The following is a 21,323-nucleotide window of genomic DNA, read 5'->3' as shown; positions in this document are numbered from 1 at the left end:
TAAAGCCCGCCGGGTGCGGCGCAAGGGGCCAGAGGGGTGAGAATCTATGTGGTGTGAATCTAGTGCGCGTCAGCCAGATACCGTTTCAGCGTCTCGCGCGTGCCTTTTTCCCACAGCGTTTTCAGATTTTTGGCAAAGGCGGCGGCAAAGACCGGCGAACGCCCGACCTCGCCATAGATATCCTCCATCGCAAGCCATGCCGAGGGATCGTCTTCCGCCGCATGCGCCGTTTTCTGCAGGCGTTCCCAGTTCGGGTCGTTGGGTTCGATGACTGCGCCTGAATCGGTCGTGCCGAAGCAGTAGCGGCACCACAGCGCCGATTCGAGCGCCAGGCCCAGGACGTCCTTGCCCGCCTTCAGCCGGTCGGCGATGGTCGGGATGATGAATTTTGGCTGGCGGTTGGAACCGTCGAGGCAGAGCCGCCGCACGGTGTCGCCGATCTTGGGATTGGAGAAGCGTTTCTCGATCAGCTTGAAATAGTCCTCCAGCACCACGCCGGGCACCGGCGGCACGGTCGGGATGATCTCATCGCGCTCCAGCTTGGCGAGGAAATCGCGCACCAGCGGCTCCTGCATCGCCTCATGCACGAAATGGATGTCCATCAGCCCGGCGGGATAGGCGATCGTCGCGTGACCGCCATTGAGGATGCGGATTTTCATCAGCTCGAACGGTGACACGTCCTTGACGAAGGTCACGCCTACCTGTTCCAGCGCTGGCCTGCCGGTCGGGAAATTGTCCTCCAGCACCCATTGCCGGAACGGCTCGCAGAACACCGGCCAGTTGTCCTCCAGGCCGAAGTCGTCTGCCAGGAGTTTGCGCTCGCGGTCGGTGGTCGCCGGCGTGATGCGATCGACCATGCCGTTCGGGAAGGCGACGTTCTCCGCCACCCAGCGGGCGAAATCCGGATCGCTGAGCTGCGCCAGTCCGATCACCGCGTCGGCGGTGACGTGCCCATTGTGAGGGATGTTGTCGCAGGACATGACCGTGAAGGCCGGCGTGCCTTCCACGCGCCGCCGCGCCAGTCCGGCCAGGATCAGGCCGAAGACGGTCTTCGGCGTTTCCGGATTGCCGGCGTCGCTGACGATGTCGGGATGCGCGGGATTGAATTTTCCCGAGGCCGGATCAATGAAATAGCCGCCTTCTGTGATGGTCAGCGAGACGATGCGGATCTTGGGGTCTGCAAGCCGGCTAATGATCGTCCTGGTGTCGCCGGGGACAAGAAAATCCGTCATCGCGGCGGTCACGCGCGCCTGCATGTGGCCGTCGTCCTGCTCGACCACGGTGGTGAGGAAATCCTGCTCGGCGAGCTTTTCGCGCCCGACCTTCTCGCCCTCGAAAACGCCCGCGCCGATCAGCGCCCAATCATGGTCGCGGCCTTCATTGAAGAGGTCGTCGAGATAGACGGCCTGATGCGCGCGGTGGAAATTGCCGACGCCGAAATGCAGGATCCCGGGGGTGAGGGAAGCGCGGTCGTATTTTGGGCCGGCGACGTTGGCGGGGAGGTGCCCGAGCGCTGCAGAGGAGAGTTTCGTGGTCATTTCGGCTCGCCTTTTCCTATGCTTGGTGCGGCGTCCCCCTCCCCCTTGAGGGGAGGGTGGCCCGTAGGGCCGGGTGGGGTTGCTGCGGCAGTGCTCGACGTTCCTTTGCGCCGCGCGCTGCCGCGATGACCCCACCCGCCTCGCTTCGCTCGGCACCCTCCCCTCAAGGGGGAGGGAAACCGCGTCGCGCACTCAACTCATCCAATTACCGCCATCGACATTGTAGGTCTGGGCGACGATGTATTCGGCTTCCGCGCTGGCGAGGAAGATCGCCATGCCGGTGAGATCCTGCGCCGTGCCCATGCGGCCGAACGGCACCGCCTCGCCGACAAGCTTTTTCTTCTCGCCCTTTGCCAGTTTTTCATGCTTGGCAAACAGCGCGTCGACGCCGTCCCAGTGCTCGCCATCGACGACGCCCGGCGCGATGGCGTTGACGTTGATGCCATGCTTGATCAGGTCGAGCCCGGCCGACTGGGTCAGGCTGATGACGGCGGCCTTGGTGGCGCAGTAGACGGCGACCAGCGCTTCGCCGCGACGCCCGGCCTGGCTTGCCATGTTGATGATCTTGCCGCCCTTGCCCCGCGCGATCATCGAGCGGGCGGCGGCCTGCATGGTGAACAGCGTGCCGGCGACATTGACGGAAAACAGCCTGTCATAGCTTGCCGGCGTAATCTCGACGATCGGCGCCAGGTCGAAAAGTGCTGCATTGTTGATCAGAATGTCGAGGCCGCCGGTCTTCTGCTCGATGGCCTTTATCGCCGCCTCGATCGAGGTCTGGTTGGTCACGTCGAGGCTGACGGCATAGGCCGAAGCGCCGATCTCGTCGGCGGTCTTCATCGCCGCATCGAGATTGATGTCGCCGATCGCCACCGTCGCACCCTCGCGGATATAGGCCTCCGCAAAGGCGCGGCCGATGCCGCGCGCAGCACCCGTGATCAGGGCGGACTTGCCCTTCAGTCTTTGTGTCAAATTGCTCTCCCGTCGGCACCGAAGCGGTGCAGTTTCGATGCGTCAGGCGTCAGGAAGATCGTGTCGCCGTGCTTGACCGAGATTTCGCCGTCGCCGCGAACGGTGAGCGGCCCGACGCCGTCGGAATGGACGTGCAGGAAGGTGTCGGAGCCGAGATGCTCGGCAACGCCGACGGTTGCCTTCCAGTCGCCGGAGGTTTTCGAGATGGCGAGGTGCTCGGGGCGGACGCCGACGGTCGTTGCGCCCACTTTCGCCGCCGGTGCGCCGGTGATGAGGTTCATCTTCGGCGAGCCGATGAAGCCGGCGACGAACAGGTTCTTCGGCGTCTTGTAGAGTTCCATCGGCGAGCCGACCTGCTCGATATTGCCGGCGTTCAGCACCACGATCTTGTCAGCCATGGTCATCGCCTCGACCTGGTCGTGGGTGACGTAGATCATCGTCGTCTTGAGTTGGTGGTGGAGTTCGCTGATCTCCAGCCGCATCGTGCCGCGAAGGGCAGCGTCAAGGTTGGACAGCGGCTCGTCGAACAGGAAGGCGGAAGGCTGGCGCACGATGGCGCGGCCGATGGCGACGCGCTGGCGCTGGCCGCCGGAAAGCTGGCCCGGCCGGCGCTCGAGATAGTTGGTGAGGTTGAGCACGCGGGCTGCATCCTGGACCTTCTTGTCGATGCTGGCCTGGCTCTCGCCGGCCATCTTGAGCGGGAAGGCGATGTTCTTGGCCACAGTCATATGCGGGTAGAGCGCGTAGGACTGGAACACCATGGCGAGCTTGCGCTTGGCCGGCGCCTCGCCGGTCACGTCGCGACCGTCGATGTTGATGGTGCCGCCGCTGGTGTCTTCCAGCCCGGCGATCAGCCTGAGCAGCGTGGACTTGCCGCAACCCGAGGGGCCGACGAAGACGACGAACTCGCCGTCTTCGATGACGAGGTCGATTTTCGGAATGATGACCGTCGCCCCGAAGGACTTCGACACTTGCTTGAGCGTGATGTTTCCCATGATTTCCTCCCCCGAAGGGCTTTTGCTTCGTTACTTCACAGCACCGAATGTCAGGCCGCGGACCAGCTGTTTCTGGCTGAACCAGCCCATGATCAGGATCGGCGCGATCGCCAGCGTCGAGGCTGCCGAAAGCTTGGCCCAGAACAGCCCTTGCGGGCTGGAGAACGAGGCGATGAAGGCGGTGAGCGGTGCTGCGTTGGTCGTCGACAGGCGGATCGTCCAGAACGCTTCGTTCCATGCGAGGATGATGTTGAGCAGCATGGTCGAGGCAATGCCGGGCACTGCCATCGGCGTCAGCACATAGAAGATTTCACCCCACAGCGTGGCGCCATCCATGCGCGCGGCTTCCAGGATTTCGCCGGGAATTTCGCGGAAGTAGGTGTAGAGCATCCACACCACGATCGGCAGGTTGATCAGCATCAGCATCACGGTCAGGCCGATGCGGCTATCGAGAAGCCCCCAGTCGCGGAAGATCAGATACATCGGAACCAGAACCGCGACCGCCGGCATCATCTTGGTGGAGAGCATCCACATCAGGATGTCCTTGGTTCGCTTGGTCGGCGAGAACGCCATCGACCAGGCCGCCGGTATCGCAATGAGCAAGGCGAGGATGGTCGAGCCGACGGAGATCACCACCGAGTTCATGAAGAACTTGAAGTAGTTGCTCTGCGACTGAACCTCGGCATAGCTCTCCAGCGTTCCCGACGGGATCAGCTTGAAGCCGGCGATCGCCTCGGTCTCGGATTTGAACGAGGTGATGATCGTGTAGAGGATCGGAAAGAAGATCAGCAGGGCGATCACCCAGGCGGCGATGGTCCATCCGACCTTGGTCTGTGTCGAAACTGCGCGTGCCATGGGTCTCTCCTATTTGTCGAGGTTCTTGCCAACGGCGCGCATCAGGAAGAAGGCGACGATGTTGGCGAGGATGACCGCGATGATGCCGCCCGCCGATGCCCCGCCGACGTCGTAGCCGAGGAGCGCGGTGCGGTAGATCAGGAAGGGCAGGTTGGTCGATGCGTAGCCCGGGCCGCCATTGGTGGTGACGAGGATTTCGGCATAGACGCCAAGCAGGAAGATGGTCTGGATCAGGATGACCACCGTAATCGCCCGCGACATATGCGGGATCGTCAGGTGGATGAAGCGGCTGACGAAGCCGGCGCCGTCCATCTCTGCAGCCTCCTTCTGCTCGCCGTCCAGCGATTGCAGCGCGGTGAGCAGGATCAGCGTGGCGAAGGGCAGCCACTGCCAGGCAACGATGATGATGATCGAAAACAGCGGATATTGCGCGAACCAGTCGACCGGCTGAAGGCCGAGCGATTTCGAGATGCCGGCGAAGACGCCGTAGCCCGGATGCATGATCATGTTCTTCCACACCAGGGCTGCCACCGGTGGCATGACGAAGAAGGGCGAGATCACCAGGATGCGCACGATGCCCTGGCCGAACATCGGCTGGTCGAGCAGCAGCGCCAGCGCAGTACCGCCGATGACGGTGATCAGCAACACGCCGCCGACGATCAGCAGCGTGTTCCAGATCGACTGGAAGAAGGCCGGATCGGTGTAGAAGAACTGGTAGTTGAACAGTCCGGCGAAACTGACATTAGCCGGGTTGAGCAGATTGTAGTTCTGGAACGAGAACCACAGCGTCATCGCCAGCGGCACGACCATCCAGATCAGGAGCAGGATCACCGACGGCGCCATCATGAAGCGCGCAAGCGTTCGGGTTTGTTGAGTAGCCATGGTTTCACCCTCGGTTTGAAAGAACCGTTCCGGTTGTCTTCACCACAGGCGGCGCCTGGCGCGCCGGTCGATTGAGTTGAGTAGCCCCACAGGAAAACTGGGCGAACTCGGCAGTCACGCTGTTTGTACGCGGACGCCAACAGGGTTTGGGCGGGCCGCCCGGACTGGGAACCGGACGGCCCAAGGCATCGAGATGATGCCTTATTTGATGTAGCCGGCCCTGGTCATTTCACGGACCGAAGCAGTCTGTGCCGCGGCAAGCGCGTCATCGACGCTGGACTGGCCGGCAAGTGCTGCCGAGAACAACTGGCCCACCGTCGTGCCGAGGCCCTGGAATTCGGGGATGGCGACGAACTGCACGCCGACATAAGGCACCGGCTTGACGGTCGGCTTGGTCGGATCGGCCGAGTTGATCGAGTCGAGCGTCATCTTGGCGAAGGGCGCGGCCTTCTGGTACTCGGGGTTCTCATAGAGCGAGGTGCGCGTTCCCGGGGGGACGTTGGCCCAGCCTTCCTTCGAGGCGACGAGGTCGAGATAGCCCTTGCCGGTTGCCCAGGCGACGAACTTTTCAGCCGAGGCAGCCTTCTGCGTGCCGGCCGGAATGCCGAGCGACCATGCCCACAGCCAGTTGCCGCGCTTGCCGAGGCCGGTATCGGGCGCCAGCGCATAGCCGACCTTGTCGGCAACGGTGGAGTCCTTCGGGTTTGAGACGAAGGAGGCGGCGACCGTGGCGTCGATCCACATGCCGCACTTGCCCTGCTGGAACAGCGCCAGGTTCTCGTTGAAGCCGTTGGAGGAGGCACCAGCCGGGCCGGCATCCTTCATCAGGTCTACATAGAACTGAAGCGTCTTCTTCCATTCTGGCTGGTCGAACTGCGGCTGCCACTTCTCGTCGAACCAGCGTGCGCCGAAGGAGTTCGACATGGCGGTCAGGAAGGCCATGTTCTCACCCCAGCCGGCCTTGCCGCGCAGGCAGATGCCGTTGATGTCGTTGGCGCGGTCGGTCATCTTGCGGGCTGCGTCGGCGATGAAGTCCCAAGTCGGTGCGTCGGGCATCTTGAGCCCGGCCTTCTCGATCAGGTCCTTGCGGTACATGACGAAGGAGCTCTCGCCGTAGAAGGGCGCGGCATAGAGCTTGCCGTCGGCCGACAGGCCGCCGGCGATCGCCGGAATGATGTCCTTGGCGTCATAGTCGGCGCCGAGATTGTCGAGCGGCAGGAGCCAGCCCTGCTTGGCCCAGATCGGAACTTCGTAGGTGCCGATGGTCATGACGTCGTACTGGCCGCCCTTGGTGGCGATGTCGGTGGTGACGCGCTCGCGCAGCACGTTCTCTTCGAGCGTGACCCATTCGAGCTGGATGTCGGGGTTCTTGGACGTGAAGTCTTCCGTCAGCTTCTGCATGCGGACCATGTCGCCATTGTTGACGGTGGCGATGGTGATGGATTCGGCATGCGCGGAGAACGCAAGCGCGCTGGCCGAACACAGGCCCAGAATGAGCGTGGTCAATTTCATCGATATTCCTCCCTAGAACCAAGATGAGCATTTGCCTTGGCTGTGGGCAATTATTCACTTACTGTGATTTATGTCAAGCCGGTTTCGATGCTGCGCCGCAGCACCTGGATCGCCGTGCGTCCATTCGGACGCACAAGGGAACGATTCAGCGCTGAGAATGAGCATCGGATTATTCCGAAAACCGGATTCCACTTTTCGGTCCGATGCTCTGGGCCCTTGCAGGTTTCGATCCGGCTCCCCAAATTCGGCGCCAGTTGCGTGAACAGGTTTCGATGAGGGAAAGACGGTTGAAAGTTTTTCACGCCTGTAATCGAGGGTTTTGCTAAAACTGGCAGGAATCAACGGACCGTGCGGGCGCCAAGCAGCCGCGCTCGATAGGTTCCGCGCCTGCTTCTGAAACGGTGGGAAAGATGACGCTCTTGCCGTCGATCGATAGTCAGACAGAGCCGAAGGCAAATGTGCCGACCATTTCGCTTGAGGCGATTCAGGCCGCGACGAGCCTGAGCAAGCGGCGGCGGTTTCGGCTGTCGGCCATGCTGGCGCGCGCGGAGCGCGAGGGTGCGCGGCTGCAATACTGGGCGCGTTCGGCCGCCCTCGTCGCCATCGCCCTGTTCTTTCTGGCCTTTGCCAAATGGGGTGCAGCTCTCGTCTTCACGCTTTCGAGCCTGGGCCTTTTCTACATTATCGGCCTGGTCAATTACCGGCTGGTGAAACGGCGGCTGAGCCCACCCTGGCTAAGCGCGGTGATCGGAACGCTGGACATCGTGCTGCTCACCTTCCTGATCGTCGGCCGGAATCCATTCGGCACAGACATAATTCCACCGGCAATGCATCTGCGCGAGGGCACATTCGCCTATCTGCTGATCTTCGTTAGCCTTGGCGCGTTGACGCTTTCGCCGCGCCTTGCCCTGTGGCTCGGCCTTTCGGCGGCACTGTCCTGGACAGCGGCGATAGTCTGGGTCATCTCGCGGCCGGGCACCTATATCGCCAGCAAGATACGATCCGACATGGAGCTTGTTGACCGGCTGCATTTTGCCCAGGATCCAAACTACGTCGACATCATCGCCCAGTCGGCAAATGTGGTGCTCATCCTGATCATCACCGGCATACTGGCGATCGTCGTTTCGCGCTCCCGAAGGCTGGCTGACGACTACATCGCCGCGGAACGGTCGCGCATCAATCTGGCGCGGCACTTCTCCCCCAATGTCGTCGACGAACTGGCATCAGCCGACGAGCCGTTCGGCCCCGTCCGGCGTCAGGAGGTTGCGGTGGTGTTTGCCGATATCGTCGGCTTCACCAATTATTCCGAAGACCACCCGGCCGAAGAAGTGTTTGAACTGCTGCGGCAATTCCACCGGCGCATGGAGCAGGTCGTGTTCGACCATGGTGGCACGGTCGACAACTATATCGGCGACTGCATCATGGCGACCTTCGGCGTGCCGCGCCCGACCGAGACGGATGCGACGCGGGCCATGCGCTGCGCATGGGCGATGATGAATTCGATGAACGAATGGAATGCGCGGCGCATTGCTGCGGGCGAAGATCCGATAGAGGTCGGCATCGGCTGCCAGTACGGCCCCGTCGTTCTCGGCGCCGTCGGCAGCGAGCGCAACCTGTCGATCGCGGTGGTGGGCGACACCTGCAACGTCGCCAGTCGCCTGCAGGCCCTGTGCCGCGAACTGGACGCAGGCATCTGCGTTGGCGCATCGCTCGTCAAGGCGGTCGGGCGCGAGGACGGGATCGACGCGCTGTCGGGACTGATCGACCATGGCCTCGTCACGCTGCGCGGGCGCGACGAACCGGTCAATGTCTGGGCAATCCCCAGAGCCGGCAAGGCCTGATTGTCTACTGCTCGGGCTTGCCGAGCGTGGCTTCCACCGCCGTAAGCAGCCATTCGCGGAAGGCGCGGATCTTGGGCACGTTGCGGCGCGCTTCGGGATAGACCAGCCAATAGGCGTTGCCGTCCCAGGCAGTCACATCGAACGGCTGAAACAGCCTTCCGTCAGCGAGTTCCGCCTTGAACAGGGCGCGTGTCAGTATCGCGACACCGTTCCCGGCCATCGCCGCACTTGCTTCGTAAGCCTGTGCGCCGAGGCTGTTGCGCGGCCGCGATTCCAGCGAGTCGGTCGGCAGGCCTGCGGCGGTGAACCACTCCTTCCACCAGTAGTCGCCCGGATCGAGCACCGGCAGGCGCAAGAGGTCGGCCGGCTCCTTCAGGCCGCCGATGCTTTCGGCAAGCTTGGGGCTGAGCATGGGGGTGAAGTCGGCCTTGAACAGGAAGTGCTTGGCAAGCCCCGGCCAGTCGCCGGGGCCTGCCCGTATGGCGACGTCGACATCCTCGCGGGTGAAATCGATCAGCCGGGTCGAGGTGTCGAGGCGCACGGCGAGATTGGGATGTGCGATCTGGAAGGCCCCGAGATGCCGGGCCAGCCAGTTTGAGGCGAAGGTCAGGATGGTGGTGACGCACAGCACGCCTTCCGCCCCGGTGCGGGCGGCCGCATAGGCTTCGCTGATGATGCCGAACGCTTCGGTGATCGATGGCGCCAGCCGCTGCCCGGCTTCGGTGAGCGTCACCTGGCGCGGCTTGCGCAGGAAAAGCGGCGCGCCGACGCGCTCTTCCAGCAGCTTGATCTGGTAGCTGACGGCGGCCTGCGTCATGCCAAGCTCGCCCGCAGCCTTGGTGAAGCTGGCGTGGCGGGCGGCGGCCTCGAAGACGCGGATCGCCTGAAGCGGCGGAAGTTGAGCAGCCATGATGGATAAAGCCACCTTATGCATGATGATCGACGTTCGATTGGAAAATAGCGCATTTCAGGCGCAAATAAAGGGTCGACGCATCAAACAGGAGCGGTCTCAAGAAAGACCGGACCAACATGTCACACGTTCACGCCAAGTCGAACCACGCATATTCGTCCAGCCAGTTCCTGCGAGCATTCCTGCAGTTTTCCTGGCCACGCGCCACCAGCCATGCCGCCTCGCTCGACATCCGGACCCTGCCTGATCACCTCAAGCGCGACATGGGCATCCTCGACGGCAACGACCCGAGCGGCCGGCGCAAGTAACGCCTTGCTCAACCTCCCCGGAACCTACGCCCCTCAGATCGCCGCCCAGCCGTGCCAGGCGGTGAGCCCTGCCACGACGATGAAGATGACGCCGGCAGCGCGTCCCGCCAGCATGGTCGCCTGCGGGCTCGAGACGAGAAAATCGCGGCTCCTTCCGGCGGCAAGCGCCAGCCCGCCATAGATCCCCAGCTGCATCAGCACGGTCATGACGCCCATGACCAGCGCCTGCGACCAGATCGCGCCATATTGCGGCTTGAGGAACTGCGGATAGACCGCCAGCACGAAGAGGTAGGCTTTCGGGTTGAGCAGGCAGGTCACCGCGCCCTGGCGGAATGCCACCCATAGCGACCTTGCCGTGGCCGTACCAACTGCGTCGATGGCAATGGAACTGCGCATCAGCGTTATGCCGATCCACGCCATATAGCCCGCCCCGAAGAAAAGCATGACCGTGAACACCGAAGGCGCCAGCGTCGTCAGGATGCCGACGGCAAGGGCGCCGAACAGCGTGTGGATCGCGCCGCCGGCCATGATGCCGGCGGTGGCAGACAGGCCGGCATTGCGTCCCCGCGTCAACGAGTTCGCCAGCACGAACAGCATGTCCATGCCCGGTATGATGATGATGCCGAAAAGCAGCGTCAGGAACAGCCAGAGATTTTCCGTGTAAGTCATGTCAGTTGCCCCGCCCGCATGCCGCGGCTCCCCGCGTGGATATCGTGGTTTTTCAAGTCGATGACGGGCCGTATACAGAAGGCCAATGGCCAGGGTATTGTCAGTTGCGATGAGAAGCGCGACAGGAAATCGGCATGCGCAAGGCGTCCCGCCTATTCGAGATCATCCAGATACTCAGGCTCGCACGAAAGCCCGTGACAGCGGCCCAGATCGCTGAGCAGCTTGAGGTCACGCAGCGTTCCATCTACCGCGACGTGGCCGCCCTTCAGGCCATGCGCGTGCCGATCGAGGGTGGGCGCGGCATCGGCTACATCCTGCGCCCCGGTTTCGACCTGCCGCCATTGATGTTTTCCATCGAGGAAACCGAGGCGATCGTGCTGGCGCTGGCGCTTCTCGAGCGCACCGGCGATGTCGAGCTCAAACAGGCGGCAAAGCGGGTAAACCAGAAGATCGCCGCAGCGATGCCGGCACCGCTGCGCCAGACGCTCGCCGGCAATGCCCTGCACGCCTGGGGCACGGTCGCGCCGCCGCCCGAGGGCGTCGATTTCGCACTGGTCAGGCGGGCAATCCGCGACGAGCAGAAGATAGAAATCCGCTACCGCGACGAATATGGCCGCGCGACCGAGAGGATCATCCGGCCGATCGCGCTGATCTATTATTCGGAAGTCGCCAACATCGTCGCATGGTGCGAGTTGCGGCAGGACCTGCGCAACTTCCGCACCAATCGCGTCGAAGACAGCGCGCTGCTCGACGATTTTTTCCACGGTGAAGGCGAGACGTTGCGCAGGCGCTGGGTCGCCGGCTGGAAGATCAAGGAAGAAGCCGCAGTCGGCTGAGCGGCTATTTCAGGTTCACCCCGCCAGCAGCGCCGCCGCCGTGCGCTCGTCGGTGATCAGCCCGTTGACCAGCCGGCGGGTGACGGCGGCCAATATGCCGGGCAGCTTGCGGTCGCCCATGGCGAGCGCCACGACGAGTGATTTTTCGCGGGACGGCAGCGGTGCGGAGGCGACGCGGTCGTTGGTGATGCCGTCGATCTGCTTGCCGTCGCGGTCGAACACCCAGCCGACGATCTCGGCGACGCCGCCTGCCTTCTGCAGGGCTTTCAGTTCGCTCTCCGAGATAAAACCGTCTTCATAGAGTGGCGCCCTGGGGCCGAGGTCGCCGATGCCGACGAAGGTCACGTCGGCGCGCGCGGCCAGAGCCAGCGTCGGCTGGATCATAGGCTGGCCGAGCAGCATCTCGCGTTCCTCGGGCGACGAGGCGATGACCGGCAGCGGCATCGGAAAGCTGCGCGCCTTGATCCGGTCGGCCATGGTGAAGATGACGTTGTAGAAAGCGGCCGAACCGTCCGGCGAAATGTTGCCGGTCAGCGACACCACCTTGTGCTGGGAACACTCCATCGGCGGCAATTGCTCGATCGAAGCCTTCAGCGTGCGCCCCGTTCCGATCGCCATGACGATGGGCTCGGTCTTGCGCAGCCATTTCTCGATTTCGGCGGCCGCAGCACCGGCGATGCCGATCGTCGTCGAGGTCGAATCCGGATCGCTCGGCACGACCTCGACCAGATCGAGCGCGAAGCGCGACTTCAGCCTGGCTGCGAGATCGAGGCAATTGGCGATGGGATGATCGACCCGGACCTTTATCAGCCCTTCGGAGACGGCCAGCGAAACCAGCCGCTGCGCAGTCTGGCGCGATACGCCGAGCTTGCCGGCGATCTGGTCCTGCGTGTTGCCGGCGACATAATAGAGCCAGCCGGCGCGTGCCGCATCGTCGAGCCGTCCGCCGCCGGTTTCCTGCCGGGTGTTCATGATGCCTGCCGTGCCTCCCGGGCCATTCTTGGCCGAAGCGATCACTTTCGCAGGGAATTTGTCCGGGCGCAATTGTCTATTGGTGGCGTCAATTGCTCGCACGTTGCGTTGGCCGATCTCTGTCGTTTCAGCGCGTTCGTGCCCGTGACGCCGAGCCGCGGGGAGATATCGCCTTCAACCGGTTTATCTCCGGCGGCAAACGCTCTATGACCGTTTTGGAAGGATTTGTATGATGCCGCAAGCCGTATTCTGGGACATGGATGGAACGCTGATCGACAGCGAACCGCTGCACGAGCAGGCGTTGGTCGCCGTCCTGAAGAGCCTCGGCATCATGCCGCCGGCCGACCTGCATGACCGTGTGCTCGGCATCGCCGCCTTCCCGGTCTACGAGATGCTGCATGACGAGTTCGGGCTGAAGCTCGCCTTCGACGACTGGATCGTGCGCAAATATGTCTACTACATGGAGCATGTCGGCACCCTGAAGCCGCGCCCCGGTGCCGTCGAGGTTTTTCGCGACCTGCGCGCGCAAGGCACGCAGCAGGCGGTGGTGTCGAATTCCGACCGGCTGGTTGTCGAGGCCAATATGCGCGTCATCGGCATTGACCGGCCGGGCATGAAGACGGTCACCCGCAACGATGTGCGGCTGGGCAAGCCAGATCCCGAGCCCTTCCTGCGCGCCGCATGGCTGGCCGAGGTCGATCCGTCAGGGGCTTGCGTGGTCGAAGACAGCTGGACCGGCGCATCTGCCGGCGTCGCCGCCGGCATGCGCACTCTGTTCTGGCCGCAGCAGCCGGCTGAAGCACCGCCCGGCGCGATCTATGTCGCCAGCGCGGAAGAACTGCGCCGCCATCTCGGCCTGGATTGATTGTCTCCGAGGATTGGCTTGTTGGTGCGCCCTTCGAGGCTCGCCCATTGGCGTTTACCGTGCACACTTCATAGCCCCGCGGGCTCGCACCTCAGGATGAGGGAGGTTGGTGCTTGCTCCTCAGGATGAGAGGGTAAATGCCCGTCATCTGGTCCTCCGACACGGCAAAACTTGGACGCCGAAACAGCACCAACCTCCCTCATCCTGAGGTGCGAGCGCAGCGAGCCTCGAAGGACGCACCGGGAGCTAGCGTCCAATCAGCTCCGATAGACGGGTTCCTGCTCGTCCAGGATCGCCCTCAGTTCGGCAAGATGGCGCTCGGCCTGGCCGGGATAGTCGTCCATTTCGCTCGCCGCCTTTTCGGCGATCTCGTCTGAAAGCACCCGCAGCGGCCGCCCGGTCCACAGCGCCTTGATGTAGGTCTCGGCGGCGCGCTCGAAATAATAGAGTTGGTTGAAGGCATCCGCCACGCTGTGGCCGATGACCAGAACGCCGTGATTGCCCATGACCATCACCTTGACCTTGGGGTCGGCCAGAAGCTGCGAGCAGCGCTCGCCCTCTTCCTCGAAGGCCAGCCCGCCATAGTGCTCGTCGACGACATGGCGGTTGAAGAACATCGCCGAATTCTGGTCGATCGGCGGCAGCTTCGAATCGGCAAGCGACGCCAGAACCGTGGCGTGGATCGAGTGCACATGCAGCACGCAGCGCGCATGGGCGCAGTTGCGATGCACCGCGCCATGCAGGCCCCAGGCGGTCGGGTCGGGCGCGTCGGGGCCGTTCATGGTTTCCGGGTCGTTGGCGTCGATCAGCAGAAGGTCGCTCGCCTTGATGCGCGAGAAATGAACCTGGTTCGGGTTCATCAGGAACTGCGAGCCGTCATCGTTGACGGCCAGCGAGAAATGATTGGCCACCGCCTCGTGCATATTGAGCCGCGCCGTCCAGCGAAAGGCGCAGGCAAGATCGACGCGCTCTTCATAGAAGGGCAGGTTGGTGCGGCTCTTCGCGGTCAGTTGCGTCACGCTCATGACTTTCCCCTTTCTGATTTTGCCTGAGGATGCCTTTACGCGCCCTGCGCGGCAACCTGAATCCGGCCCTGCCTCAAGCGCTGCGGCGCTGCTGGTCCATTTGAAGCCCGCCATTTTCGATGATGAAATCGATGACCTTCTGCAAGCCGGTGCCGCGCGACAGGTCGGTGAAGCCGAATGGCCGTTTGCCGCGCGCCTTGGCAGCATCCTGTTCCATCAGTTCGAGCTCGACATTCACGTAAGGCGCCAGGTCGCTCTTGTTGATGATGAGGAAGTCGGAGCGCGTGATCGCCGGCCCGCCCTTGCGCGGAATGTCGCCGCCCTGGCAGACCGAGATGACATAGAGGCTGAGATCGGCAAGATCGGGCGAGAAGGTCGCCGCCAGATTGTCGCCGCCGGACTCGATGAAGATGATGTCGAGGTCGGGAAAGCGCTTGTTCATCTCGGCGATGGCCGCGAGGTTGATCGAGGCGTCCTCGCGGATCGCGGTGTGCGGGCAGCCGCCGGTCTCGACGCCGATGATGCGTTCTTCCGGCAGGGCCTGTAGCCGCGCCAGCATCATCGCGTCTTCACGCGTGTAGATGTCGTTGGTGACGACCGCGATGGAATAGTGGTCGCGCAGCGCCTTGCACAGCTTTTCCGTCAGCGTCGTCTTGCCGGAGCCGACCGGGCCGCCAATGCCGATGCGAAGCGGGCCGTTTTGCGATTTCATGGGACAAAAATCCTTTCAGGAGCGGAACAGCCGCGAATGCATGGTTTCGTGGCGCATGGCCATGACGTCAGACAGCAGCGTGGCCGTGCCAAGATCGTCCAGCGTCGAATTTTTGGCGCGCGCGGCGGTCGCGGTGGTCAGCGCTTCAAGCGCGGCGATGATCTCGACGCCGCCGCTCTGCCCGGTGACGCCGAGGCGTATCGAGGCCTGCACGAGGTTGGACGCGAAAGTCTGGAGCCACGCGCCGAGCGCGTCTTCGAGCGGTATGCCGTGCGCGCCCGAAACCGCGCCGACGGCAACGCAGTAAGGAGAATTTTCCGGCAGGGTTTCCAGAAGCGGATGCGGCCATGATTTGGCGGCGGTGAAGAAGGCCTGGCCCTGCAGCATGGTCTCCATGTGCCGTTCCTGCGAGCCGGCCAGAGCTTCGGCGAGTTCGGCCAGTTCCGCAAGATCACCGCCGTTGCGCGCTCGCCGCCAGCTTTCGGCGAAAAGCACGGCATCGTTCCAGCCGGAACCGATTTCCATCAGTTGCGACAGCCAGTCGAGCAGCGTCTCGCGGTTGGGGACCAGCCCGGCATGAACCGCCTGCTCCAGCCCGTGGCTGTAGGAAAAGCCGCCGACCGGAAAGGCCGGCGAAAGCCATGTCATCAGGCGCAGCAGCGCCATCTGTCGCGGCTGCTCAGTCATGATGGTGATGATGCCCGTCGTGATGGTGGTGATCGTGATCATGGTCATGCGCATGATCGTGTGCGTGATCGTGGCCGTGCGAATGGCCATGGCCGGCCTCGCCCGAATAGGCGCCGCGCACTGGCTTGAAGGGTTCGGAGACATCCGTCACCGTCGCGCCCAGCCCTTCCAGCATCGCCTTGATGACATGGTCGCGCAGGATGAGGATGCGGGCGGCCTCGATGCCGGCGGCCAGATGACGGTTGCCGATGTGCCAGGCAAGCTCAGACAGATGTACTGCGTCGCGGGCGCGGATGTCGTAGAGCGGCTCATCGGCAGCGATGATTTCGATCTGGCGTCCGTCTTCCAGCACCAGGCGGTCGCGGTCGCCGAGCGCGATTGGCATAGGCAGGTCGACCAGCACCTTGTCGCCACCCGTAAGTTCGATGACCCTGCGGCGCAGATGCCGTTCGTCATGAGCGAGCGCGGCGCTGCCAAACGGCTCTCCCGACGCCTCGCCGGCGGCAAGAACCGAGACGGCGCGCGGCAGCTTGGTGAAGTCGGTGCGGATGTCGAGCTTCATCAGAATGATCCTCCATTGGCGTCGGCGCGCGCTCGGGCGGGGCGTGACAGGACGCGGTCGAAATAGGCGTTGACGGTGTCGGACGCGACCTTGAACCTGCCGCCGCGCGCCCACCCGCCGATATCGCCAAGCAGCACGTCGACGGCGCTGAAGCGATCGCCCAAAGCGAATTCCCTGCCGGTGAGCCGGCGGTCGAGCGCCTCTATCTCGCTGGCGAAATCATGGGCGGCCGCTGGCCCGACATCCACCCGCACGTCCTTGGGAAGCAAAAAACGGTGGCGCAGTTTGTTCCACAGCGGCGCTTCGAGTTCGGACTGTGCGAAATGCATCCAGGAATCCATCTCGGCGCGCCCAGTGACGCCGGGATTTGCGCCCATGCCTTTATCCGCATGCTTGTCACCGAGATAGACGCAGATCGCCGCCGAATCAGTCACCACCAGATCATCGTCGATCAGCACCGGCACCTTGCCCGACGGGTTCAGCGCATAGGCTTCGGGCGAGCGCAGGGCGACCTCGACGAATTCGTAAGGCTGCCCGAGTTCCTCCAGCATCCAGAGGACGCGGCTGACCCGCGACCCGCGCGAACCGACGGCTTTGTACATGCGCAGAATGCCCTTTTGAGTTCGATTGTCGGTCGCCTGCCAGATCACACGATGTCGTCGAACAGGCGCAGAATCCACGACGCCTGATAGATCAATGCGGCAGCCACGAACAGCATATGAAACGTCCGGTTCGTCGTGAAGATGGCGATGATGGATAGCGCGAAGAAAATCGGCGTTCGGATCATATATTCGTTGCCGAAACGCGCGAAATGTTCCTGCCCCTTTAGCAATGTGTCGATGACATCGAGCAGATAGGTCGAGGCCAGCAGGCCGAAGAACCAGGCGCGCCGCGAAATGAAGAAATCCTCGTAGCTCTTGTAGTCGAGCATGCTGTCGGGAAACAGCAGCGCGCACATGAGAAAGAGAATGACGGCATAGCCGATGAGGAAGAGGTATTTGCCGAAGGTCCAGTGCTGGATCTGGAACAGGCCGAATTCCCACCACCAGAAATGGATCAGCATTAATAGCAGCATCGCCACCCAGGCGAGATGCACCGGATAAAGCTGGTAGCCGCGCGGATGCTGGACGATGCGCGCCACCCCCGACAGCAGACGGGTCACGCCGAGGCCGATGACCATGCCCATGATGATGCGGATATGGGGAAAAACTTCCGCGACGGTGTGTGCTTCGTCCGTCATTACATCTTTGCAGGTTATGGAAAATATTGAGGATCGAGAATCTGCCCAATCGTCAACGGGCAGATTTCGGGAAACACATTCTCATCCAAGCCGGTTTCGTCCGCGGCCTTCAACCGCGCCAGCTTGTACTCCTTGGCAAGTTCGAGACCGGGGAGTGCCTTCAGGCTCGGGCTTTCTTCAAGCAGGTTTTCGATTTGGTGCCGCTGTTCGAGAATGGTGGAACGCCAGCCCGATTTACGCTTTTCCGGCTGGTATTTCCATTTCAGCAAATGGAGGAGCAGAATGCCGAGCCGGTTTCTGATCTCTCTTTTATCGCTCCGCCCCAAGCTCTCTATCTCCTCGGCAAGATTTTCACGGTCCAGCGCGCCCAGATTGCCTTCGCGCAACAGCGCGCCCTGTTCGGCGCACCACCGAGCATAGTCCGCCTCGTAGGGCGTCAATTGCGACTTTCTGAAAATCTTGTTCATGGCGCACATCTTGCGATGAAATGAGTCTCCAGCCAACAGTTTTCGCACGCGGCTGGACAATCGCAGACCATGCGCTTTGCTACCGGCAACAAAAAGCCCCGGCGCGCGGACGCTGCCGGGGGCTGATCATATTCGCTGCCGTCAGGCTCAGGCGGCTTCGGCGACGTCGTCGGCCTTGAGCGCCTCGAGAATGTTCTGCGGCGAGGACAGGCCATAAGGATCGGTGGCGCAGTTGTCGGAGAAGCCTTCTTCCTCGAACCACTTTTCGATGCGGCCGTTGTTGATGACGGCGGCATAACGCCAGGAGCGCATGCCGAAGCCGAGATTGTCCTTGGCAACCAGCATGCCCATCTTGCGGGTGAATTCGCCCGAGCCGTCCGGGATGAGCTTGACGTTTTCGAGGTTCTGCGACTTGCCCCAGGCGTTCATGACGAAGGCGTCGTTGACCGAGATGCAGTAGATCGCGTCGATGCCCTGCGCCTGGAATTCGCCATGCAGCTTCTCGAAGTCGGGAAGCTGGTAGGTCGAGCAGGTCGGCGTGAAGGCGCCCGGCAGCGAGAAGAGAACGACGCGCTTGCCGTCGAAATAGTCGGACGAGGCCTTGTCTTCCCAGCGGAACGGGTTCGGGCCGCCGATTGACTCGTCGCGGACGCGGGTGCGGAAGGTGACGGAAGGAACTTTCTTCCCGATCATGACTGTGCTCCTTGTTGATAGCGAGCCCGCGCCTTTTGGGAGGAAAAGGGGACTCAAAGGCCATTGTGCGGTGCACAAAATACCGATTGATCGAGACCTGTCCAGCCTTGACCGCGTGGCAAGCCGTCGCGGTCCACAGGCAGAAAATCGGCACTGCCCGCCAGCCGTGCAGCTGCCTGCAAAGCGGGCATCCCGAGATGTTTTGCCGGGCTGAATCAGGCCTGGGAAATGTAGATCTGCGCGTCCATGAAGATCACGGCATCGCCCGTCAGATAGACGCGCCCCGGTGCGACCTCGCAGGCAAGAACTCCGCCGCGTGCGGAAAGCTGCCTTGCGGTGAGGTGCGTCTTGCCGAGTTTTTCCGCCCAATAGGGCGCGAGCGTCGCATGGGTCGAGCCGGTCACCGGGTCTTCGGGAATGCCGGCGCCCGGTGCGAAATAGCGCGAGACGAAGTCGCTCGCCGTGCCACGCGCGGTCACGCAGAAGCCGAAGGAGCCGAGTTTGGCGATCACCGGCAGGTCGGGCTGGTAGGTGAGCACATCCGCCTCCGACTTCAGTTCGGCGAAGAAGTTTTCCTGATTGCGGAAGGTCTTTACCCAGGTATCGCTGCGCAGGCTGTTGACGAGGGCATCCGCCGGAATGTCGAAATCCGGGTCGAAGCGCGGAATGTCCATGCGATAGCCGCCGCCTTTGGGCGTCACCACGATGTCACCGACTTGGCGCGTCGAAAACCGCATCGGCCGCTCGATGCCCTTGCGCCGGTGCAGGGCGCAGGCCGAGGCGAGTGTGGCATGGCCGCAAAAGGGCACTTCGTCGGTCGGCGTGAACCAGCGGATATCCCACTGGTCGTCCCGCGGCTTCAGGAATGCCGTTTCGGCCAAATTGTTTTCCAGCGCGATCCCTTGCAGCACCGCATCGGGCAACCAGTCGTCGAGAAACACGACGGCAGCCGAATTGCCGGAAAACACCGTGTCGGTGAAGGCGTCCACCTGGACCATTTCAAGCTTCATGATGTCTCCGAAAGTTCGTTTCCGGAGCTACCTTTAAAACAGGAAATACCTCTGCGCCATCGGCAGCACCGTCGCCGGCTGGCAGGTCAGCAATTCACCGTCGGCGCGCACTTCGTAGGTTTCGGGGTCGACTTCGACATGCGGGGTTGCGTCGTTCAGCACCATGGAATGCTTGCCGATGCCGCCACGCGTATTTTCCACCGCGATCATCTGCTTGTCGACGCCGAGCTTTTCGCGAAGCCCGGCATCCAGTGATACCTTGGAAACGAAGGTGACGGAGGAATTCGTCATCGCCTTGCCGTAAGCGCCGAACATCGGGCGATAGTGCACCGGCTGCGGCGTCGGGATCGAGGCGTTGGGGTCGCCCATGGGGGCGGCTGCGATCATGCCGCCGATCAGCACCATGTCGGGCTTGATGCCGAAAAAGGCCGGGTTCCACAGTACCAGATCGGCACGCTTGCCGACCTCGATCGAGCCGACTTCCTTCGACAGGCCATGCGCGATGGCCGGGTTGATCGTGTATTTGGCGATGTAGCGGCGCACCCGGAAATTGTCGTTGTCGCCGGTTTCCTGGGGCAGGCTGCCGCGCTGGCGCTTCATCTTGTCGGCAGTCTGCCATGTGCGGATCGCCACCTCGCCGACACGGCCCATCGCCTGGCTGTCGGACGAGATGATCGAGAAGGCGCCGATGTCATGCAAAATGTCTTCCGCCGCGATCGTCTCCTTGCGGATGCGGCTTTCTGCGAAGGCGATGTCTTCCGGGATCGACGGCGACAGATGGTGGCAAACCATCAGCATGTCGAGATGCTCGGCAATCGTGTTGACCGTGTAGGGCCGTGTCGGATTGGTCGATGACGGGATGACGTTGGGCAGGCCGCAGACTTTTATGATGTCGGGTGCATGGCCACCACCGGCGCCCTCGGTGTGGAAGGCGTGGATGGTGCGGCCCTTGAAGGCGCCGACCGTGTCCTCGACGAAGCCGCTCTCGTTAAGCGTGTCGGTATGGATCATCACCTGCACGTCATACTCGTCGGCAACGGACAGGCAGCAGTCGATCGCGGCAGGTGTCGTGCCCCAGTCCTCGTGAAGCTTCAGCGAGCAGGCGCCGCCCAGCACCATTTCCTCGATCGCCGCCGGCAGCGAGGCATTGCCCTTGGCCGACAGGCCGATATTCATCGGGAAGGCGTCGAAGGACTGGATCATGCGGGCGAGGTGCCACGGGCCGGGCGTGCAGGTCGTCGCCAGTGTGCCGTGCGCCGGGCCGGTGCCGCCGCCGAGCATGGTGGTGATGCCGCTCATCAGCGCTTCCTCGATCTGCTGCGGGCAGATGAAGTGGATATGCGCGTCCATGCCGCCGGCGGTGAGGATCTTTCCTTCGCCGGCTATGATTTCCGTGCCGGGCCCGATGATGATGGTGACGCCGGCCTGCGTGTCCGGGTTGCCGGCCTTGCCGATTGCCGCGATGCGCCCGCTCTTCAGGCCGATATCGGCCTTGAAGATGCCGGTGTGGTCGACCACCAGCGCATTGGTGATGACGGTGTCGACGGCGCCCTGCGCGCGTGAAACCTGGCTCTGGCCCATGCCGTCGCGAATGACCTTGCCGCCGCCGAATTTCACTTCCTCGCCATAGGTGGTGAGGTCCTTCTCGACCTCGATGAAAAGCTCGGTGTCGGCAAGCCGCACCTTGTCGCCGACAGTCGGGCCGAACATGCGGGCATAGGCGGCGCGGGAGATTTTTGTCATTGGAAATTCCTGCAGGCGAGAGAGCTGGCGAA

The 21,323-nt window shown here is 62.7% G+C and carries 23 protein-coding genes; 4 read left to right on the top strand and 19 right to left on the bottom strand.

Annotation, left to right across the window (positions count from 1 at the left end; translation table 11 throughout):
* Window positions 1-59 precede the first annotated feature (59 nt).
* The 6 genes from DZG07_RS01785 to DZG07_RS01760 all read right to left on the bottom strand — a co-directional run bounded on the left by DZG07_RS01785 (window position 60) and on the right by DZG07_RS01760 (window position 6,751).
* The gene (locus tag DZG07_RS01785; protein ID WP_119813838.1) at window positions 60-1,538 is read right to left on the bottom strand and encodes a mannitol dehydrogenase family protein; all 1,479 of its coding nucleotides are present in this window, start codon (window positions 1,536-1,538) and stop codon (window positions 60-62) included.
* Between the two features lie 192 nt (window positions 1,539-1,730).
* Window positions 1,731-2,507 (bottom strand): L-iditol 2-dehydrogenase, encoded by a 777-nt coding sequence (locus tag DZG07_RS01780; RefSeq protein WP_119813836.1) that lies wholly within the window; start codon window positions 2,505-2,507, stop codon window positions 1,731-1,733.
* Window positions 2,504-3,502: an ABC transporter ATP-binding protein gene (locus DZG07_RS01775; protein WP_091911498.1), complete on the bottom strand. Its 999-nt coding sequence runs from the start codon at window positions 3,500-3,502 to the stop codon at window positions 2,504-2,506. Before DZG07_RS01775 ends, DZG07_RS01780 begins: the two co-directional genes overlap by 4 nt.
* A gap of 30 nt (window positions 3,503-3,532) precedes the next feature.
* Window positions 3,533-4,357 carry a carbohydrate ABC transporter permease gene (locus DZG07_RS01770; protein WP_091911496.1) on the bottom strand — a complete coding sequence of 275 codons (825 nt, stop codon included), beginning with the start codon at window positions 4,355-4,357 and terminating at the stop codon, window positions 3,533-3,535.
* A 9-nt stretch (window positions 4,358-4,366) separates the two neighbouring features.
* Window positions 4,367-5,239, bottom strand: a complete 873-nt coding sequence (locus tag DZG07_RS01765; RefSeq protein WP_091911495.1) for a sugar ABC transporter permease — start codon at window positions 5,237-5,239, stop codon at window positions 4,367-4,369.
* 201 nt (window positions 5,240-5,440) lie between these two features.
* Complete coding sequence (locus tag DZG07_RS01760; protein ID WP_091911493.1) at window positions 5,441-6,751, bottom strand: sugar ABC transporter substrate-binding protein; 1,311 nt, start codon at window positions 6,749-6,751, stop codon at window positions 5,441-5,443.
* 410 nt (window positions 6,752-7,161) lie between these two features.
* Between DZG07_RS01760 and DZG07_RS01755 the strand changes: the two genes are divergently transcribed.
* On the top strand, window positions 7,162-8,592 hold the full coding sequence (locus DZG07_RS01755; RefSeq protein WP_119813834.1) for an adenylate/guanylate cyclase domain-containing protein: 1,431 nt from the start codon (window positions 7,162-7,164) through the stop codon (window positions 8,590-8,592).
* Window positions 8,593-8,596: 4 nt separating this feature from the next.
* Here the strand turns inward: DZG07_RS01755 and gcvA are convergent, their stop codons facing one another.
* Window positions 8,597-9,502 carry a transcriptional regulator GcvA gene (gene gcvA, locus DZG07_RS01750; protein ID WP_119813832.1) on the bottom strand — a complete coding sequence of 302 codons (906 nt, stop codon included), beginning with the start codon at window positions 9,500-9,502 and terminating at the stop codon, window positions 8,597-8,599.
* A gap of 119 nt (window positions 9,503-9,621) precedes the next feature.
* Here gcvA and DZG07_RS01745 point away from each other — a divergent pair, with 119 nt between their 5' ends.
* On the top strand, window positions 9,622-9,810 hold the full coding sequence (locus DZG07_RS01745) for a hypothetical protein (protein ID WP_119813830.1): 189 nt from the start codon (window positions 9,622-9,624) through the stop codon (window positions 9,808-9,810).
* Window positions 9,811-9,843: 33 nt separating this feature from the next.
* Here the strand turns inward: DZG07_RS01745 and DZG07_RS01740 are convergent, their stop codons facing one another.
* Window positions 9,844-10,479 (bottom strand): LysE family translocator, encoded by a 636-nt coding sequence (locus tag DZG07_RS01740; protein ID WP_119813828.1) that lies wholly within the window; start codon window positions 10,477-10,479, stop codon window positions 9,844-9,846.
* A 134-nt stretch (window positions 10,480-10,613) separates the two neighbouring features.
* Between DZG07_RS01740 and DZG07_RS01735 the strand changes: the two genes are divergently transcribed.
* A complete protein-coding gene (locus DZG07_RS01735; RefSeq protein ID WP_091911483.1) occupies window positions 10,614-11,315 on the top strand; it encodes a YafY family protein in 702 nt (233 codons plus the stop codon).
* A 15-nt stretch (window positions 11,316-11,330) separates the two neighbouring features.
* Here DZG07_RS01735 and DZG07_RS01730 read toward each other — a convergent pair whose 3' ends face one another.
* Window positions 11,331-12,287 carry a sugar-binding transcriptional regulator gene (locus DZG07_RS01730; protein WP_091911752.1) on the bottom strand — a complete coding sequence of 319 codons (957 nt, stop codon included), beginning with the start codon at window positions 12,285-12,287 and terminating at the stop codon, window positions 11,331-11,333.
* Window positions 12,288-12,516: 229 nt separating this feature from the next.
* Between DZG07_RS01730 and DZG07_RS01725 the strand changes: the two genes are divergently transcribed.
* The gene (locus tag DZG07_RS01725) at window positions 12,517-13,152 is read left to right on the top strand and encodes an HAD family phosphatase (RefSeq protein WP_119813827.1); all 636 of its coding nucleotides are present in this window, start codon (window positions 12,517-12,519) and stop codon (window positions 13,150-13,152) included.
* Window positions 13,153-13,409: 257 nt separating this feature from the next.
* Here DZG07_RS01725 and DZG07_RS01720 read toward each other — a convergent pair whose 3' ends face one another.
* The 10 genes from DZG07_RS01720 to ureC all read right to left on the bottom strand — a co-directional run bounded on the left by DZG07_RS01720 (window position 13,410) and on the right by ureC (window position 21,291).
* On the bottom strand, window positions 13,410-14,177 hold the full coding sequence (locus DZG07_RS01720) for a class II aldolase and adducin N-terminal domain-containing protein (protein ID WP_119813825.1): 768 nt from the start codon (window positions 14,175-14,177) through the stop codon (window positions 13,410-13,412).
* Window positions 14,178-14,250: 73 nt separating this feature from the next.
* Window positions 14,251-14,889 (bottom strand): urease accessory protein UreG, encoded by a 639-nt coding sequence (gene ureG, locus DZG07_RS01715; protein WP_119813823.1) that lies wholly within the window; start codon window positions 14,887-14,889, stop codon window positions 14,251-14,253.
* Window positions 14,890-14,904: 15 nt separating this feature from the next.
* Complete coding sequence (locus DZG07_RS01710) at window positions 14,905-15,630, bottom strand: urease accessory protein UreF (RefSeq protein ID WP_119813821.1); 726 nt, start codon at window positions 15,628-15,630, stop codon at window positions 14,905-14,907.
* On the bottom strand, window positions 15,569-16,138 hold the full coding sequence (locus DZG07_RS01705; protein WP_119813819.1) for an urease accessory protein UreE: 570 nt from the start codon (window positions 16,136-16,138) through the stop codon (window positions 15,569-15,571). The genes DZG07_RS01710 and DZG07_RS01705 overlap by 62 nt, the downstream gene beginning before the upstream one ends.
* Window positions 16,138-16,740 (bottom strand): glutathione S-transferase family protein, encoded by a 603-nt coding sequence (locus tag DZG07_RS01700; RefSeq protein WP_119821297.1) that lies wholly within the window; start codon window positions 16,738-16,740, stop codon window positions 16,138-16,140. The genes DZG07_RS01705 and DZG07_RS01700 overlap by 1 nt, the downstream gene beginning before the upstream one ends.
* Before the next feature lie 44 nt (window positions 16,741-16,784).
* Window positions 16,785-17,378, bottom strand: a complete 594-nt coding sequence (locus DZG07_RS01695) for a hypothetical protein (protein WP_119813817.1) — start codon at window positions 17,376-17,378, stop codon at window positions 16,785-16,787.
* Between the two features lie 14 nt (window positions 17,379-17,392).
* Entirely contained in the window at window positions 17,393-17,845 is a 453-nt protein-coding gene (locus DZG07_RS01690) for a DUF29 domain-containing protein (RefSeq protein ID WP_119813815.1), read from the bottom strand.
* 147 nt (window positions 17,846-17,992) lie between these two features.
* Window positions 17,993-18,538, bottom strand: a complete 546-nt coding sequence (locus tag DZG07_RS01685; protein ID WP_119813813.1) for a peroxiredoxin — start codon at window positions 18,536-18,538, stop codon at window positions 17,993-17,995.
* 215 nt (window positions 18,539-18,753) lie between these two features.
* Entirely contained in the window at window positions 18,754-19,548 is a 795-nt protein-coding gene (locus DZG07_RS01680) for a PhzF family phenazine biosynthesis protein (protein WP_119813811.1), read from the bottom strand.
* Window positions 19,549-19,581: 33 nt separating this feature from the next.
* Entirely contained in the window at window positions 19,582-21,291 is a 1,710-nt protein-coding gene (gene ureC / locus DZG07_RS01675) for an urease subunit alpha (RefSeq protein ID WP_119813809.1), read from the bottom strand.
* Window positions 21,292-21,323: the final 32 nt, after the last annotated feature.

Origin of the sequence: Mesorhizobium sp. DCY119 (assembly GCF_003590645.1) — a bacterium.
Lineage (GTDB): Bacteria > Pseudomonadota > Alphaproteobacteria > Rhizobiales > Rhizobiaceae > Mesorhizobium_M.
Note: the sequence above shows the minus strand (reverse complement) of the source record. Positions and strands in the feature narration are given on the sequence as shown.

What these genes read in the sequence shown, in the direction of transcription:
- DZG07_RS01740 (WP_119813828.1), bottom strand. Translation starts at nt 10,479, where the DNA reads ATGACTTACACGGAAAATCTCTGGCTGTTCCTGACGCTGCTTTTCGGC.
- DZG07_RS01785 (WP_119813838.1), bottom strand. Translation starts at nt 1,538, where the DNA reads ATGACCACGAAACTCTCCTCTGCAGCGCTCGGGCACCTCCCCGCCAAC.
- DZG07_RS01710 (WP_119813821.1), bottom strand. Translation starts at nt 15,630, where the DNA reads ATGCGCATGACCATGATCACGATCACCACCATCACGACGGGCATCATC.
- DZG07_RS01700 (WP_119821297.1), bottom strand. Translation starts at nt 16,740, where the DNA reads ATGTACAAAGCCGTCGGTTCGCGCGGGTCGCGGGTCAGCCGCGTCCTC.
- DZG07_RS01735 (WP_091911483.1), top strand. Translation starts at nt 10,614, where the DNA reads ATGCGCAAGGCGTCCCGCCTATTCGAGATCATCCAGATACTCAGGCTC.
- DZG07_RS01730 (WP_091911752.1), bottom strand. Translation starts at nt 12,287, where the DNA reads ATGAACACCCGGCAGGAAACCGGCGGCGGACGGCTCGACGATGCGGCA.
- DZG07_RS01695 (WP_119813817.1), bottom strand. Translation starts at nt 17,378, where the DNA reads ATGACGGACGAAGCACACACCGTCGCGGAAGTTTTTCCCCATATCCGC.
- DZG07_RS01690 (WP_119813815.1), bottom strand. Translation starts at nt 17,845, where the DNA reads ATGAACAAGATTTTCAGAAAGTCGCAATTGACGCCCTACGAGGCGGAC.
- ureG (WP_119813823.1), bottom strand. Translation starts at nt 14,889, where the DNA reads ATGAAATCGCAAAACGGCCCGCTTCGCATCGGCATTGGCGGCCCGGTC.
- DZG07_RS01765 (WP_091911495.1), bottom strand. Translation starts at nt 5,239, where the DNA reads ATGGCTACTCAACAAACCCGAACGCTTGCGCGCTTCATGATGGCGCCG.
- DZG07_RS01760 (WP_091911493.1), bottom strand. Translation starts at nt 6,751, where the DNA reads ATGAAATTGACCACGCTCATTCTGGGCCTGTGTTCGGCCAGCGCGCTT.
- DZG07_RS01755 (WP_119813834.1), top strand. Translation starts at nt 7,162, where the DNA reads ATGACGCTCTTGCCGTCGATCGATAGTCAGACAGAGCCGAAGGCAAAT.
- gcvA (WP_119813832.1), bottom strand. Translation starts at nt 9,502, where the DNA reads ATGGCTGCTCAACTTCCGCCGCTTCAGGCGATCCGCGTCTTCGAGGCC.
- DZG07_RS01745 (WP_119813830.1), top strand. Translation starts at nt 9,622, where the DNA reads ATGTCACACGTTCACGCCAAGTCGAACCACGCATATTCGTCCAGCCAG.
- DZG07_RS01705 (WP_119813819.1), bottom strand. Translation starts at nt 16,138, where the DNA reads ATGAAGCTCGACATCCGCACCGACTTCACCAAGCTGCCGCGCGCCGTC.
- DZG07_RS01725 (WP_119813827.1), top strand. Translation starts at nt 12,517, where the DNA reads ATGATGCCGCAAGCCGTATTCTGGGACATGGATGGAACGCTGATCGAC.
- DZG07_RS01770 (WP_091911496.1), bottom strand. Translation starts at nt 4,357, where the DNA reads ATGGCACGCGCAGTTTCGACACAGACCAAGGTCGGATGGACCATCGCC.
- DZG07_RS01680 (WP_119813811.1), bottom strand. Translation starts at nt 19,548, where the DNA reads ATGAAGCTTGAAATGGTCCAGGTGGACGCCTTCACCGACACGGTGTTT.
- DZG07_RS01775 (WP_091911498.1), bottom strand. Translation starts at nt 3,502, where the DNA reads ATGGGAAACATCACGCTCAAGCAAGTGTCGAAGTCCTTCGGGGCGACG.
- ureC (WP_119813809.1), bottom strand. Translation starts at nt 21,291, where the DNA reads ATGACAAAAATCTCCCGCGCCGCCTATGCCCGCATGTTCGGCCCGACT.
- DZG07_RS01720 (WP_119813825.1), bottom strand. Translation starts at nt 14,177, where the DNA reads ATGAGCGTGACGCAACTGACCGCGAAGAGCCGCACCAACCTGCCCTTC.
- DZG07_RS01685 (WP_119813813.1), bottom strand. Translation starts at nt 18,538, where the DNA reads ATGATCGGGAAGAAAGTTCCTTCCGTCACCTTCCGCACCCGCGTCCGC.